Here is a 15,023-nt window from a genome sequence, read left to right as displayed (position 1 = left end):
ACAGCGTTCGCCAGGCAGGAGGGAGGCTGATCAGTCGTAGATGACTTTCTTTTTCCACTCGGCGTCGGCATCCACCACTTTCAGGCCTTCGGTCAGTTCGTTGACTTCATCTTCAGCCGGCTTGCTGTTGGTCAGCACCGTGGAGTTGGCGCGGGCCAACTGGGCTTCCAGCTGTTGCAGCTGTGCACTGTAGAGCACCGGCTCCGGCTGTTTGCGCAAGTACTGCACGCCGCGTTCGAAAGCCAGACGCGCCTGACCCGGTTGGCCTTGTTGCAGAGCATGTTGGCCGAGGTTGTTGAAGAACTCGATGTGCAGCAGCACCAGGATATGGCGAATTTCCTTGATCCAGTGCTTGGCCTCGTTGGCCGGCAGGAAACCGTCCTGGGCAGCGCGGGTGACTTGGCCGTGCAGGGCTTCAAGCAGGAAGCGTACGTCCTTGGCCTTGGCTTCGGTCTGGATCGGGGCGGGCGGGTTGGCCACCGGGATCGACTCGCCCTGGGCAACCAGCGCATTCAGCTCGGTAATGCGCGCCTTGAGGGGGGCGCTGGTCTTGTTGAGGTTCAACAAGCGCTGGTTGACGTTGAGCTCCAGACGGGCCAGCAACAGTTTGAGCGCCGGGGACATCAACTGGCCGGGGAACGTCTCGGTGATTTCACCGCAACGGCGCAGGCGATCATTAAGCTCGATCTCGGTGCGCTTCTTTTCCAGCTTGTTGTTTTCCACCACGTGGTTCATGTAGCCAATGGCGATCAGTATTACGATCCCGGCTATTACCAGCAGGGTGATCATGAGTGGTGTCACCGGTGTGACCTCTTTATAGGGTTTGCTGTGGAGTGTAGTGACTGGGCCAGCCGACGGATAGCGTTGATCGACCAGTTGCCCAGGTAGTTTCTTCTATATAGCAACAGCGTTCCCTGCATGGATGCACATTGCCATCATTTGCTGCTGCGAACTATAACGTCTTGTTGAGTGCCAGAATATAGGCGCCAATGCCCAGACGGGCAGAATGCCCGCCAGGGACTTTAAAGCAGGGCGAAGTCATTGATTTAAATAAATTTATCCTTGGGGGTTGACGACCTTTCAATCCATCCATAGAATGCGCGCCACTTACAGCGTAAAGCACACAGCGAAACGCGGTAGGGAGTGAATGTTGTACGTGTGTCCCCTTCGTCTAGTGGCCTAGGACACCGCCCTTTCACGGCGGTAACAGGGGTTCGAGTCCCCTAGGGGACGCCAATATGCGGGAATAGCTCAGTTGGTAGAGCACGACCTTGCCAAGGTCGGGGTCGCGAGTTCGAGTCTCGTTTCCCGCTCCAAATTTAAGCAGTGTTGCTCTCGGGCGACACTGAGTGAAACCAGGGCGTAATCTTCGGATTTAATCTCTGGACACTGAAATACACACCATGTGTTTCAGTTGTGTGTCCCCTTCGTCTAGTGGCCTAGGACACCGCCCTTTCACGGCGGTAACAGGGGTTCGAGTCCCCTAGGGGACGCCATTTGCGGGAATAGCTCAGTTGGTAGAGCACGACCTTGCCAAGGTCGGGGTCGCGAGTTCGAGTCTCGTTTCCCGCTCCATATTTAACGAAAACGCCGATCAGTGATGATCGGCGTTTTTGTTCGTGCTGCTTTTTATCCGGCGAAACGCGTGGGTCTTGTAGGACTTGTTGTGAAGTGTGTGGGAATGCTCTGTAGCTGATCTCTGGTGGATGTGCGCCGGTTGCACTCTCTCTACTCTGGCCAGCCCATTGCCCTTGCTCACTTCAGAGAACTGCCCGGATGCTTCAGCTTGATTTCTATTCCACCCTGGTGGCGGCCTGCCTGGTGCTGTTGCTCGGGCGCTGGCTGGTGGCGCATGTCGGCTTTTTACGGACCTACAGTATTCCGGAGCCGGTTGCCGGTGGTTTGCTGGTGGCCGCGTTGCTTCTGGCATTGCGTGCGCTAGCGGACATCGAGGTTCGATTCGACGCGTCACTGCAAACGCCTTTGATGTTGGCGTTTTTTGCCACCATTGGCCTGAATGCCGATTTTGCCAGCCTGAAGAAAGGCGGGCGCGTACTGGGTATCTTCCTGCTGGTCGTGACGGCGCTGCTGGTGGTGCAAAATGCCATGGGCATCGCCTTGGCGACGGCGTTGGGCCTCGACCCGTTGATGGGGTTGCTCGCTGGCTCCGTTACATTATCGGGCGGGCATGGCACAGGCGCCGCGTGGGGGGCGGTGTTCAGTGAGAAATATGGCGTGGCGTCGGCGTCCGAGCTGGCGATTGCTTCAGCGACCTTTGGTCTGGTGCTGGGCGGTTTGATTGGTGGCCCGGTTGCACGCTTATTGATCAGGCGTGTCCAGGTGCCGGGCGTCGAACACGTGCCACCGCGTCTGCCCAAAGGGTTCGAACAGCCCGAGCAGGAGCGCATGCTCAGCGCCTTCTCGTTTATCGAAACGCTGGCGCTGCTGGCGGTCAGCCTGCTGGTCGGCACGTTCCTGAGTGACCTTATTCAAGGCACGGCAGCCGAGTTACCAACATTTGTCTGCGTGCTGTTTGTCGGCGTGGTGCTGCGCAACGGCCTGTCGGTAGTGGGCCGCCAGCAGGTGCTGGAGCGCGAGGTGTCGTTGCTGGGCAATGTCAGCCTGTCGTTGTTCCTGGCGATTGCGCTGATGTCGCTCAAGCTCTGGGACTTGAAGGCGCTGGCCTTGCCGATTCTGATCCTGTTGGCCGCACAGGCGTTACTGATGGCGCTGTTCGCGATTTTCGTGACGTTTCGGGTAATGGGCCGCAACTACGATGCGGCCGTGTTGGCGGCTGGGCACTGTGGTTTCGGCTTGGGTGCCACGCCAACCGCGATTGCCAATATGCAGGCGGTGACTCAGCGCTTCGGTCCTTCGCAGATTGCCTTCCTGGTGGTGCCGATGGTCGGGGCGTTTTTCATTGATATCACCAACGCGGTGGTGATCAAGGTGTTTCTCGCGCTGCCATTCCTCGGCGCGGCAGGCTGAGCCCGCCATCACGGCGGGCTCAGCCTCAGCTCAGAGTTTCGGCAACTGACCGATACGGCCCATCATCTCGGTCACGATCTGCAGGTCCAGTAAGAACTGGTCAACCGTCTTGAACTCATTGTCGGTGTGCCCGGTGTACTTCACTTCCGGCCGGGCCAGGCCGAATTGCACGCCATTGGGCAATTCATGCACCGAGGTCGCGCCGGCGGAGGTGCCGAATTTGTGCTCCATGCCCAGGTTCTCGCTGGCCACCGCCAACAGGGCCTTCACCCATTCACCTTCCGGGTTGCGGTACATCGGTTCGGCAACTGAGTAGGTGAAGCCCACTTTGACTTTGGTTTGCTGGTCCCAGGCGCTCAGCTTGTCGGCAATTTCGGCCTTGAGTTTTTCCGGCGACTTGCCCTTCGGCACACGCAGGTTCACCGCCAGCTTGAAGGCTTTGTCATCCAGGCCGACAAAGGTCAGCGAGGTGGTCAGCGGGCCCATGAACTCATCGGAGAAACCCACGCCCAACTTGCCGCCCAGGTAATCCAGGCCCCAGTTGTCGGCGGCATAACGGGCAGCGTCGGTGATGTGGTTGTGCTTGAGCGCAATTTTGCCATCGACGCTGTGGATCAGCTCCAGCATGCGTGCCACCGGGTTGATACCGGATTCGGGTTCGGAGGAGTGCGCAGACACACCGGTCACCGTCAGCTTGACCTCTTTGCCGACCACCTTGGCCGCCACCTCGAAGTCACCGCCATTGCGCTTGGCATAGTCCGCGCCGGCCGTTTGCAGGCTGGCTGCCAGTTCGGCAGGCTGGTCGCTGATAAAGGTGGCCACCGAGGCCGATGGAATCTGGTTAGTCGCCATGCCGCCGGTCATCGCGATGATTTCCGCGCCTTTGCCCTCACCCTTGCGCCGTGGGAAGGTGGCCATGATGGTGCCGTAGCCTTTCTCGGCGATCACCACCGGGTAGCCGCCATCCAGCGCCAGGTTGTACTGCGGCGTAGGATTCTTTTCGAAGTAATACGGGATCGCGTCACCGGAGGTTTCTTCGGTGGTGTCCACCAGCAGTTTGAAATTGCGCGCCAGCGGCAGCTTCTCTTCCTTGATTACCTTCATCGCATACAGAGCGACCACGATGCCGTTTTTGTCATCTTCGGTGCCGCGGCCATACATGCGGTCGCCGATCAACGTGACCTTGAACGGGTCGAGCTTGGTGCCGTCTTTCAATACCCAGTTTTCCGGAGTCACCGGCACCACGTCGGCATGGGCGTGGATGCCGACCACTTCATCGCCGCTGCCTTCCAGGGAGATCTCGTAGACACGGTTGTCGACGTTGCGGAAGTTCAGGTTGAAGTCTTTTGCCAGGGCCTGGATTTTGCCGGCGATCTTGATGAACTCCGGGTTTTTGTACTGCGGCACGCCGTCCACATTGAAGGTCGGGATTTCCACCAGCTCACGCAAGGTTTCGAGCGCGGCCTTGCCGTATTTCACGCGGGTGTAGAGGCCCAGCAGGCGGTGAATTTCGTTTTGCTGGTCGGCGCTCAGGGTTTTGTTCTCGAGGAAGGCGCTGATCGCCGGGCCCACGTCGCTGGTTTTGCCCAGGTCGCCCTTGGCCAGGGTGCCGAGGAAACCGCGAAAGTCAGTGACGGACGTTTCGCTGAAACTCTTGAGAATCGCCGTGCTTTGGTCCGGGGTGATGTTGGCCAAGGCGGGGGTGGTGATGACCGAAAGGCCGGTTGCGAAGAGGGTGGCAGCAACCAATTGCTTGAGTGGAAAGTGCATTGGGGGACGCATTCCTTTGCAGGTAGTGAGTGGGAGGTTTCTGATCGCTCCGTCAGAAACATCTCCACACACTACCATTACTCAGGTGCTCTTGGTCAATGCTGGCCAGGATGGGGCGCGGGGTACTCATCGGTGATGCTCAAGGCTTTAGCGTAGGGTCCATCCCACAATTGTGCATGCAGTTCACCTACGCGCTTGGCCATGGTTTCGCTGCGCATCACCACTTCCAGGTTGCGCGAATTATCCAGGTAGCCGCCCAGCCAATTACTGGTGCCCACCCACGCCACTTGCCCGTCGATCTCCAGGGTTTTGCTGTGGATCACCCGTGCATAGGGGATAAAGCCTTGCTTGGCCTCGGGCAGGGTGACGATCTTGATCTGCACGTTGGGCAGTACCGCCAGGCTTTTCAGGTAGGGCAGTTCCAGCGCGTCGGTATTCCAGTTGGAGACCATCAACTTGATCGACACCCCACGTGCGGCCGCCGCCCGTATGGCGTTGTCGATCACCGCGTAGTACGGGCGGGTTTTATCCGGGCCATACGACAGCGGCGCGTAGTCCAGCAGTTGCACACGCACTTCGTGTTTGGCTTCGCTCAACAGGCGCGGCAGTTCCAGTTGGGAGTCACCCACGCCTGGCGGGTTGTAACGTTGCGGGCTCGCGACCAGGTAGTTACCGGTGCGTGCAGGCTGTTGACCGGCAATCGGCAGCGGCAGCGGTTTTTTCTCGCTCAATGCCTGCTGGGCGCGCCAGTCCTGATCAAAGATCGCCTGCACTTGGCCCACCACCGTGGCGTCGCTGATGCGCAACCCGGTTTCGTGGATATGCTCGAGCGAGCGCCAATCGAAATTCTGGCTGCCCACAAACGCCTGCTTGCCATCCACCACCAGGTATTTGGCGTGGATGATCCCGCCGCTGACTTGTGCGTATGGCAACACGCGCAAGGTCAGGTTGGGAATCGCACGCAGGCGTTCCAGGGTCGATGCTTCTGACAACTTGATGCCTTTTTCTTCCAGCAGAAAGCGAATCTTCACGCCGCGTTTGCCGGCGGCTTCCAGGTGTTGGATCACCGTGTCCATCACAGAGCCCTGGTGGTCGGCCGCATAGAACTGGCCGATATCGATAGTGCTTTTTGCACCGTCGAACAGCTCGATCCACACCGGGCCGGGCTGGCGTAGGTCGTCGGTGGCAAGCTCGGTGTCCACTGGCACGGTGTGCACCAGTTCAAACCCTGGAATTGAAAAGTCCGCCTGGGCGAGCGGACTGAGCAGCAAGCCGGCGAGGCCTGCGATACGGCATTTCATCGATATGGACATGGGCGTCTCATCGCGCAAAAAAAAACGGGCGGGCGCATTCCGCACCCGCCCTGGAGGTCACGCCGTACGGCTGTGCAACGCAGTCGGCACCAAGTGCGGCACTTCACCTTGCACGCGGGCACCGGTGGCGGCGCGGATCAGCAGGATTTTCAGCTGGTCGTTGATGCGCTCCAGGCTGTCCTGGAAGAAGTTGTGGAACACCACGCAGAACAGCGCGATGGCGATACCCAAACCGGTGGCGAACAACGCCGTACCGATGCCACCGGAAATCTGCCCCGGGTCGGACACACCGGCACTGGCCAGCGCCTTGAAGGTGTCGATGATGCCGAGGATGGTCCCCAGCAAACCCAACAGCGGCGCGGCGGTGGTGATGGTTTCAATGATCCACAGGCTGCGGGCCAATGGCGCACGGGTAGTCAGGTACTGGGTTTCGATCACGTCATCCAGATCCTTGCGCGACCCGTGTGATGCCTTCTGTGCCAGTACCGGCAACACCATGCCGAGGGGCAGGCTGTCACGCCGGGTCAGGCTTTGCGGCAAGTCGCGCTCACTGTGCACGTTGGCGTCCAGCACCTCGGTAAGCGCCCGCGCCTGGCGGCGCACATACGCAAAGTAGATACCGCGCTCGATGGTGATGAAGATGGCGATGGCCATCGCGGCATACATCACATAAAAGGTGATGTCGTGGAGCAGGTTCATGTCCATGTTCGCTTACCTCGCAATTAGAAATTGGCTTCCAGGGAAACCGTCACGGTGCGTTCCAGGCCCACGATGTAAGCCGGGTCGCCGTCGCGGAAACCGCCGTAGGTGCCCGCGTTGGTCTTGGTGGTGTACACGCCGTCCAGGTATTTCTTGTCGAACAGGTTGTCGACGTTCAGGCGCAGGGTCGCGTCCTTGACCACTTTTTTGTCCACCGGCAGGTAGATACCGGCGCCGGCGTTGAACACGGTGCGCCCGGAGATGGCTTCATCGTTGGTCAGGTCGCCGTAGAGCTTGCTGGTGTACTTGCCGCCGAAGGTGCCGTAGAAGCGGCCATCGTCATAACCGATGTTGGCCGCCAGCATGTTTTTCGGCACGTTGGCGAACTGCTTGCCGCTGGTGGGCAACAGGATCGCTTTGCCGGCGTTGTACACCGTCAGGTCGTCTTGCTGCTCGGCCTTGGTGTAGGTGTAGGAGGTGTAGTAGTTGAAGTGGTTGGGCAGCAGGCCGCTCCACTCCAGCTCCAGGCCGCTGTTGTTGACGGCGCCGGCGTTGATGTCGGCGAAGTCGCCATTGATATCTTTGGACGAGACCTGGCGGTCCTTGAACTGCATGTAGAACAAGGTAGCCGCCACGGTCATGTCGTCGCCGGTGAAGCGCCAGCCCAATTCGTGGTTCCAGCTGGTTTCCGGCTTGGAGTTGATCGAGTCCAGGCCCTTGTCGTACAGCACATAGTTCTGCGGGATACGCATGTTGCGCGACAGGCTGTAGAACAGCTGGTCACGCTCATCCAGCTGGTATTTGAGGCCGACGTTGGGCAGCAGTTTGTTATAGGTCTGGTTACGTTTTTCGGCCTGCTCGGTGAGGCTGCCGTTGTTGGTGCCGTCACGCTTGACGTTCATGTAGGCCAGGCCCGCTACCAGGGTCCAGTCCGGGTTGATGTACCAAGTGTCCTGGGCCCAGACCTTCTGGGCCGGGGTGATGGTGAAGCGATCACGCCCCTGGATGGTGTTGCCGTTGGCATCGACCACGGCGTCGTTGGAGTCCGGCCAGGTATCCACCGGCTTGCCACTGGCCTTGAGCGGGATAAACGGCTGAGTCTGGCTCTGGCGTGCGCGCTCGTACCAGTAACCGAATTGCACGCTGTGGTCGCCCAGGTCCCAGTTCAGCTTGGTGGTGATCCCCGGACGCCAGGTTTGCGTGCGCGAAGGGCGGTAGTACACGCCGCTGTTCGGGGTGCCGTCGGCATTGTATTGGGCGGCGGAGGGCAGGTTGCCCAGGTCGAAAACACCACCCTGGTTCGAGCCGCTGTTCAGCGCATAGCTGGACGAGGCGACACCGCTGCCATTGCCCCAGTAGTAATACGGAATCACCGACAGCGCGAGGTTGTCAGCCAGTTTGAGCTGGGTGTTGAACACGGCGGTGAAGGTCTGGAACGGGTTCTGCGCCAGCGCGTAATAACTGTTGTATTTGCCGTTGCTGCCCACGGTCGGCGTCGCGGGGTACGGGTCGTACTTGCGGCCGTTCTGCTGGAACTGCGCCTTGGTCAACTGGCTGTAACTGTTGTTGTCCTGCTCGTGGTACTTGAGGATCAGGTTAGCGGTGTTGCCGTCGCCGGCGTCGAAGAAGCTGTTCCACTCCACCTTGTCCGCCCGCACCGCGCCTGAGCCGCGCCACATCTGGCCTTCGGTATGGGATGCCGACAACCAGTTGCTCAGGCCGTTGACTTCGCCGGTGTTCAGGCGGGCGAAGGTCTTGCGCGTGGCGTTGCTGCCCATCACCTGTTTGACGAACGCCCCGGTTTCCTTGGTGGGGCGAATGGTCACGATGCCGATGTTGCCGCCGCTGGAACCGATGTGCGGGCCGTCGGCTTCGGACGCGCCCTGGGTGACGAAGATCTGGTCGATGTTTTCCGGGTCGCCCAGCAGGTTCGAATACAGCGCGTAGTTGCCCGAGTCGTTGATCGGCATGCCGTCCACCGACATCCCCACCTGGTCGGAGTTGAGCCCGCGCATGGTGAAGCGAAAACCCGACAGGCCGGTGTTGTCTTCGCTGGAAATGTTCAGGCCCGGGGTGTACTTGAGCTTGTCGATCGCGTTGCCGGTGGCGGTCTGCTTATCCAGCGCCTCCTTTGTCACCGTGGAGCGGCCCTTGATGCTTTCTTCCTGCACCATGTAGCCGCCACCTGCAGTGGCCTTGCCCTGTACGCCGATGGTGCCGACGTCGCTGTTGCCGGTGTCGGCCATGGCCATGCCCTGGCCCATGCTTGCGGCAACAAGTGCCAGATGAATACGTGTGAACCTCATCACTGTCGTCCTGGTGTCGGTGCTTATTGCACGCTGTAGTTGAAGGTGGCGGTGAAGCGCTGCTCGTTACGCCCCCCAAAGGCTTGCTCGGGGAACGGCTTGACTTGCTTGATACGGCGCAAGCTGTTGGTGGCGGCCCGGTTGAGCAACATGCTCGAAGCCTGGGTTTGCAGGCCGGAGTCCAGAACGCGACCCTGGCGGTCTACCAGCAGCCAGACCACGACTTCGCCGGTAGGGCGTTCGAGGGAAGCCTGGCGCCCGGTGGGGTATTGCTTGTAGGTGTCCAACTCGTTGCGCAAACCCTTGAGGTAGCCGCCTTCCAGGGCCTGGCCATCGACCTTCGGCGGGGCCGGCGGTGCAGGTGTTGGCGCGGCCGGGGAGGCCACGGGTGGGGCCGGTTTGGCGGCGGCGACCGGTGGCGGGGTCGGCGTGGGTTTGGCCGCTACCACCGGCTTGGGCACGGGTTTCGGCTTGGGCTTGGGTTCGGGTTTTGGCAACGGCTTTGGCGGCGGCGGCGGCGGGGCCGGCTCGGCTTCTTCATCCTCGATCACCGGCGGTGGCGGCTCTTGCTCCACGACCGGCTCCGGGACCTCTTGCGGCTCGGGCTCGACCAACGCCAGCTCGACCGCCGACTCGTCGTACACCGGCTCGACCTTCAACGTCTGGGACTGGATACCCAGTGCAATCAGCACCAGGGCGATCAGGGCCGGGACACCGCCCAGCAGCTGTCGCGCACGAAACAGAACGTACATGATCAGGACTTACGCGTAGCGATGGAGACGGAGGTAAAGCCACCCAGACGCAGGGTGTCCATCACTTCCACCAGGCGCGAAACCTCTACGCCCTTGTCGCTGTTGACGATGATTGTCGACTTGGTATCGGGCTTTTGCGCCGCCTTCAGCGCCGGTACCAGGGCGTCGACCGTGAGGTCTTTGCCGTCGAGTTGCAGCTGGCCTTCCAGGCCCAGGGTCAGGATGAATTTGTTCTGTGGTTTGAGCTGCTGTGAACTGCTGGCGCTGGGCAGTTGGGTCTTTATGCCGAGCGCGGGAATCACGTTCAGGCTCACGAGCACGAAAACACCATGGAGGAACATCATCACGTCGATCATCGGGATCAGTTCGATGTGTGCCTTGCGCTTCTTGGGTTCATCCCAGGTTCTCATTCCGTTACCCCGTTATTGAATTAGGGGCGACACGCTAACAACCAAAAATGACCGATTGGTTAACTTTAATTTACGTTTTGAGTGCTCTAGGACGCGTCTTTCAGACGTTTTACCTTGCAGTTTTATGACGTAATAAAAATGCAACGACACGGGTACATTCTCAAAAACTTTACACCGAGGGCCCCCACGCATGAGTAGCCAATTGCCACACTTGTCCACCCCGCGTCTGTTATTGCGCGCCCTGGAAAAACACCAGGCCGAGACGTTGTGCGCTCTCGCCAACGGCCCGAAGATCGCCGACAACACCGCCAGCATTCCATCGCCCTACACCCTGCACACCGCCCTGGATTTCATCGACGGCATGCAGGCGAAATATCGTTCGACGGGCTTGTTGAGCCTTGGGGTGCATCTGCGTGACACGGGCGAGTTGGTTGGTGTCGCCAGCTTGCGCATCAATGCGGCGCATCAGTACGGGCACCTCGGCGGTTGGGCGGCTGCGGATGTGCGCAATCAGGGGTATGCGACCGAAGCGGCAAAGGCGCTGATGGACTACGGGTTTGCCGAACTGGGCCTGTATCGCGTGGGCAGCCAATGTTTCAGCCGCAACAAGGAATCGGCGCGGGTCATGGAGAAAATCGGCCTGCATTACGAGGGCTGCATGCGTGGGGCGTTTCTCAAGAACGGTGTGCATGAGGACATGCTGGTATTCGCCACGGTGCGTGAGGATTGGGAGTACCGACTGTGAGCGGCGCGGTGGACCCTGATCGGCGTCGGGTGCTCGCCGGGCTGGCCGTGGCTAGCGCGTTTTCGATCCTCAGCCCCTTTGCGCGCAGCGCCGGGGTCGACTATCCGTTTACTTTGGGGGTGGCCTCGGGCGATCCGTTGCCGGATGGGTTTGTGCTCTGGACGCGTCTGGCGCCGCTGTTCAATGCGCGGGACGGCCGGGGTGGCTTGAGTCGTGCAGTTCCAGTGCGTTGGCGGGTGGCCAGCGATGCCGCAATGACGCGGATCGTGCGCCAGGGCGAGGTCATGGCGACCGAGCGGTTTGCCCATTCGGTGCATGTGGAGGTGACGGGGCTGGAGGCGGGCAGGCCGTACTGGTACCAGTTCGAAGGCCTGGGCGCGCAGAGCCCAGTGGGGCAGTGCCGCACGGCACCGCCGCTGCAGGCCATGGCGTCGGCGCGTGTGGGGTTTGTGTCCTGCTCGCACTGGGAGCGGGGTTATTTCAGCGCCTATCGGCACTTGGCGGCAGAGCAGCCCGACCTGGTGTTTTTCCTCGGTGACTATATCTACGACAGCTCTTATGCCGCGGACTCCGGCAAGGTCATCCGCCCCCACGGCAGCGGCAATGCGGTGAGCCTGAGCGACTATCGCAATCGCTACGCCCTGTACAAGACCGACCCCGACTTACAGGCCCTGCATGCCACGGCGCCCAGCGTGGCGACCTGGGACGATCACGAGGTGCAAAACGATTACGCCAACCGCTGGTCCCAGGACCCGAAGATTCCGGTGGCGCAGTTTCTGCAGCAGCGGGCGGCGGCTTACCAGGCTTTTTACGAACATATGCCACTGCGCGCCGGCAGCCGGCCCAACGGCCCCGACATGCGCATCTATAGGCGTTTGGACTACGGCCGGCTGGCGCGTTTTCATGTATTGGATGGTCGGCAATATCGCTCCGAGCAACCGTGCATTGCGGCCAATGGCAGCCATCAGGGGCATATCGCCGCGAACACCTGCAGCGACTTGCGCGACCCGGGCCGGACCCTGCTCGGTTGGCAGCAGGAAGCCTGGCTGGACCAGGGTTTTGCGCAATCGAAGGCGCAGTGGAATGTGATCGCGCAGGACCTGCTGGTGGCGCCACTGATGCAGCGCGATTTGAGCAATCACAAGCCGGGGCGTTGGACCGATGGCTGGGACGGCTATATGGCTAACCGCGTGCGGATGTTGGCGTCGATCCAGCGTCACCGGTTGAGTAATCCGGTGTTCTGGGGCGGTGATATTCATTCGTTCTGGGCCACGGACCTGCATGCCGACGGCAATGACCTGGACTCACCGATTGTGGCCACCGAGTTCGTGGGCTCATCAGTGACCTCCGACGGGCCGCCCTTCGAGGCGTTCAGCCAGCTCTTGCCGCTGAACCCTCATGTGAGGTTTTTCGACAGTCGCCAGCGTGGGTATGTGTCGGTGGAGTTGGAGGCTTCAAGGATGCTGACCCACTTGCGGGTGATCAGTGACCCACGCGACCCGGCCGCTACGGTTTCGACCCTGAAGTCGTTTGTGGTGGAGCCGGGGCGGGCGGGGGCGATAGCGATGTAGCGCTTCCTGTGGCGAGCGGGCTTGTTGTGGCGAGCGGGCTTGCCCGCGTTGGGCTGCGAAGCGGCCCTGATTGGGACTCCGCATTATGTCAGATAAACCTCGCAACAGGTTTTTGGGCTGCTGCGCAGCCCAGCGCGGGCAAGCCCGCTCGCCACAAAAAAGCCCGATTGTCACAAGAAGCCCGACTGCCATAGGCGTGATGTGCCGCCTCAGGCGATTTCGTAGCGCACCGACAACGCGCCCTTTTTTTCCGACAGGGCCAGGATCCTGACCTGGCCCAGTTCACCCAAGGTTTGCACATGGGTACCGCCGCAGGCATAGGCGGGCAGCTCGCCGAAACCGACTTCGCGAGTGCCATCTTCCAATGTCATATGGCGCGGGTAGTCGGCGGCGATCCATTGGTTGACCTGTTGTTGAATCGCCTCGGCCTCGATGGCCTGCGCGGCTTCGCCACGGATGAAGGTGATCTTGCCTTCGCCCGGCCAGTGATGGGCTTTGATCGGCATCCAGCCCAGGGTTTCGCCGGCGTTGCCGATCAGGTGCCCGGCGGAATGCAGGCGGGTATGCAGGGCACGACGCTGTTCATCGACGCGGGCGCTGATCGGGCCTGGCGCCACAGGCTGTGCGACATAGTGCACCACGCGCTCGGCTTCCTGGGTGACCCGCAGCACTTGGCTTGCACCAAGCCAGCCGGTATCGAACGGCTGCCCGCCGCCCTGAGGGTGGAAAATCGTCGACTGCAAAATGACCGCATAGTGGTCTTCGTGCGGCCTGCAACTGAGCACTTCAAGCTCGGCAGTCAGGTGGTCGTGGGTGAAAAACAGGCGCTCGGTCATGATCTACATCCGCATCTAGGTTCTGCGCGCAGTATAAATTGTGCGTGATTGGGTGATAATCCGCTCCACTATCAATGGACCTGTGCGCTATGAGCATCAATCTTCCTTTGCCATTACTGGGCGAAATGGCGATTTTCGTCAAAGTGGTGGAAGCCGGCAGCTTTTCCGAAGCGGCTCGGCAATTGAGTGTTTCGCCCTCGGCGGTCAGCCGCAGTATTTCGCGCCTGGAAAAGGCCTTGGCGACCCGCTTGCTGCAGCGCACGACGCGCAAGTTACGCCTGAGCGAGGGCGGTGAAGAAGTGTTCACGCGCTGCCAGGAGATGCTCAACGCTGCGCGCTCGGTGATGGAAATCAGCGGGCAGTTCACCCACGAGGCCGAGGGCCTGGTACGGGTCAGCGTGCCCAAGGCGGTGGGGCGGTTTGTGGTGCACCCGCATATGCCGGAGTTTCTGCGACGTTATCCCAAGGTCGATGTGCAATTGATCCTTGAAGACCGCCCGATGGACCTGATCGACGACAATGTTGACCTGAGCATTCGAATCACCGACAGCCCGCCGCCGGGGCTGGTCGGGCGGCAGTTGTTGCCGATCGAACACCTGCTGTGTGCAACCCCGCAGTACCTGGCCGAGCACGGTACGCCGGGCCATCCGCATGATTTGCCCGGGCACAGTTGCATCTACTTGGGCGAGACCCCGGCGGACTCACGCTGGAAGTTTCGCCAGGCGGGCAAGACCGTGACGGTAGGCGTGCGTGGGCGTTATGCGGCGAACCACACCGGGGTGCGGTTGGATGCGGTGTTGCAGCATGTGGGGATCGGCAGCTTGCCGTATTTCACGGCGCGCCATGCCTTGGAAGAGGGGCGGGTGGTGCAGGTATTGCCGGAGTGGGACTTTATTGCGTCCTACCATGGCGAGGCGTGGTTGCTGCATTCGCCGACGCGGTACCTGCCGCCGAAGTTGCGGGTGTTTATTGATTATCTGGTGGCGTGCATGGCGACAGAGCCGACGCTGCGGCGGCGATAGGAATACGCTAGAAACTATGGGAGCGGGCTTGCTCGCGAATGCGGTGTGTCAGTTACTGTCTTCAGCGACTGACACACCGCATTCGCGAGCAAGCCCGCTCCCACATTTGGCATTGCGCAGGTCTGAAAAGTCAGTGCTTGCTCTGATCCTGCGGCATCGCCAGCAGCTGCTTTTCCTGGTTCCAGTCGAACGGTTCGTCGTTCTGTTCGGCTTCAAAACGCCGCTCTTCCAGGGCCTGGTAGAGGTCCAGTTCTTCGTCGGGCATGAAATGCAGGCAATCGCCACCGAAGAACCACAGCAGGTCGCGGGGCACCAGGTGGGCAATTTGCGGGTAACGCAGGATGACCTGGCTCATCAGGTCCTGGCCCAAATACTGGCTTTCGATCGGGTCGATCGGCAGCAGGGCGCGCAATTCGTCGAAACGCTCCAGAACAGGGTGTGGCTTTCCTCGGGCACCTGTTCGGCTTCGCCGACGGCAACCAGGATGCTGCGCAAGTGGTCGAGCAAGACGAGATGATCGGCAACGACGTTGGACACGAGATAAGTCCTCTAAAGCAAAAACGGGCGCGAGAGTATATAGCCCCCGCGCCCGTATTTATATGACCGCTCGA

Annotated in this window: 12 protein-coding genes, 4 tRNA genes and 1 pseudogene; 8 read left to right on the top strand and 9 right to left on the bottom strand. The window is 60.6% G+C overall.

What is annotated here, in order from left to right:
• Positions 1 to 30 precede the first annotated feature (30 nt).
• Complete coding sequence (locus LRS56_16635) at positions 31 to 801, bottom strand: hypothetical protein (protein WDU60509.1); 771 nt, start codon at positions 799 to 801, stop codon at positions 31 to 33.
• A 359-nt stretch (positions 802 to 1,160) separates the two neighbouring features.
• Here LRS56_16635 and LRS56_16630 point away from each other — a divergent pair.
• From LRS56_16630 to gltS, 5 genes are all read left to right on the top strand, one after another.
• Positions 1,161 to 1,236 (top strand) — tRNA-Glu (locus LRS56_16630).
• 4 nt (positions 1,237 to 1,240) lie between these two features.
• Positions 1,241 to 1,316, top strand: a tRNA-Gly gene (locus tag LRS56_16625).
• A gap of 104 nt (positions 1,317 to 1,420) precedes the next feature.
• Positions 1,421 to 1,496, top strand: a tRNA-Glu gene (locus LRS56_16620).
• A gap of 3 nt (positions 1,497 to 1,499) precedes the next feature.
• Positions 1,500 to 1,575: transfer RNA gene (locus tag LRS56_16615), tRNA-Gly, on the top strand.
• Positions 1,576 to 1,776: 201 nt separating this feature from the next.
• The gene (gene gltS / locus LRS56_16610) at positions 1,777 to 2,988 is read left to right on the top strand and encodes a sodium/glutamate symporter (GenBank protein WDU60508.1); all 1,212 of its coding nucleotides are present in this window, start codon (positions 1,777 to 1,779) and stop codon (positions 2,986 to 2,988) included.
• 30 nt (positions 2,989 to 3,018) lie between these two features.
• Here gltS and LRS56_16605 read toward each other — a convergent pair whose 3' ends face one another.
• From LRS56_16605 to LRS56_16580, 6 genes are all read right to left on the bottom strand, one after another.
• Positions 3,019 to 4,758: a dipeptidase gene (locus LRS56_16605; protein WDU60507.1), complete on the bottom strand. Its 1,740-nt coding sequence runs from the start codon at positions 4,756 to 4,758 to the stop codon at positions 3,019 to 3,021.
• 95 nt (positions 4,759 to 4,853) lie between these two features.
• Positions 4,854 to 6,071: a phospholipase D-like domain-containing protein gene (locus tag LRS56_16600; protein ID WDU60506.1), complete on the bottom strand. Its 1,218-nt coding sequence runs from the start codon at positions 6,069 to 6,071 to the stop codon at positions 4,854 to 4,856.
• Between the two features lie 57 nt (positions 6,072 to 6,128).
• Positions 6,129 to 6,776, bottom strand: a complete 648-nt coding sequence (locus LRS56_16595; protein ID WDU60505.1) for a MotA/TolQ/ExbB proton channel family protein — start codon at positions 6,774 to 6,776, stop codon at positions 6,129 to 6,131.
• 17 nt (positions 6,777 to 6,793) lie between these two features.
• A complete protein-coding gene (locus LRS56_16590) occupies positions 6,794 to 9,076 on the bottom strand; it encodes a TonB-dependent receptor (GenBank protein WDU60504.1) in 2,283 nt (760 codons plus the stop codon).
• A gap of 23 nt (positions 9,077 to 9,099) precedes the next feature.
• Complete coding sequence (locus LRS56_16585; GenBank protein ID WDU60503.1) at positions 9,100 to 9,828, bottom strand: energy transducer TonB; 729 nt, start codon at positions 9,826 to 9,828, stop codon at positions 9,100 to 9,102.
• Between the two features lie 2 nt (positions 9,829 to 9,830).
• Positions 9,831 to 10,238 (bottom strand): biopolymer transporter ExbD, encoded by a 408-nt coding sequence (locus LRS56_16580; protein ID WDU60502.1) that lies wholly within the window; start codon positions 10,236 to 10,238, stop codon positions 9,831 to 9,833.
• A gap of 190 nt (positions 10,239 to 10,428) precedes the next feature.
• Here LRS56_16580 and LRS56_16575 point away from each other — a divergent pair, with 190 nt between their 5' ends.
• Both LRS56_16575 and LRS56_16570 read left to right on the top strand, forming a co-directional pair.
• Positions 10,429 to 10,983 (top strand): GNAT family protein, encoded by a 555-nt coding sequence (locus LRS56_16575; GenBank protein ID WDU60501.1) that lies wholly within the window; start codon positions 10,429 to 10,431, stop codon positions 10,981 to 10,983.
• Complete coding sequence (locus LRS56_16570; protein ID WDU65765.1) at positions 10,980 to 12,554, top strand: alkaline phosphatase D family protein; 1,575 nt, start codon at positions 10,980 to 10,982, stop codon at positions 12,552 to 12,554. Before LRS56_16575 ends, LRS56_16570 begins: the two co-directional genes overlap by 4 nt.
• Before the next feature lie 209 nt (positions 12,555 to 12,763).
• Here LRS56_16570 and LRS56_16565 read toward each other — a convergent pair whose 3' ends face one another.
• The gene (locus tag LRS56_16565) at positions 12,764 to 13,390 is read right to left on the bottom strand and encodes an alanyl-tRNA editing protein (GenBank protein ID WDU60500.1); all 627 of its coding nucleotides are present in this window, start codon (positions 13,388 to 13,390) and stop codon (positions 12,764 to 12,766) included.
• 89 nt (positions 13,391 to 13,479) lie between these two features.
• On the opposite strand from LRS56_16565, the gene LRS56_16560 reads away from it, so the two are divergent.
• Positions 13,480 to 14,412 carry a LysR family transcriptional regulator gene (locus tag LRS56_16560; protein ID WDU60499.1) on the top strand — a complete coding sequence of 311 codons (933 nt, stop codon included), beginning with the start codon at positions 13,480 to 13,482 and terminating at the stop codon, positions 14,410 to 14,412.
• A 130-nt stretch (positions 14,413 to 14,542) separates the two neighbouring features.
• Here LRS56_16560 and LRS56_16555 read toward each other — a convergent pair.
• Positions 14,543 to 14,949: pseudogene (locus tag LRS56_16555) on the bottom strand (dehydrogenase).
• Positions 14,950 to 15,023: the final 74 nt, after the last annotated feature.

Source organism: Pseudomonas poae (genome assembly GCA_028869255.1).
Classification (GTDB): Bacteria; Pseudomonadota; Gammaproteobacteria; order Pseudomonadales; family Pseudomonadaceae; genus Aquipseudomonas; species Aquipseudomonas poae_C.
Note: the sequence above shows the minus strand (reverse complement) of the source record. Positions and strands in the feature narration are given on the sequence as shown.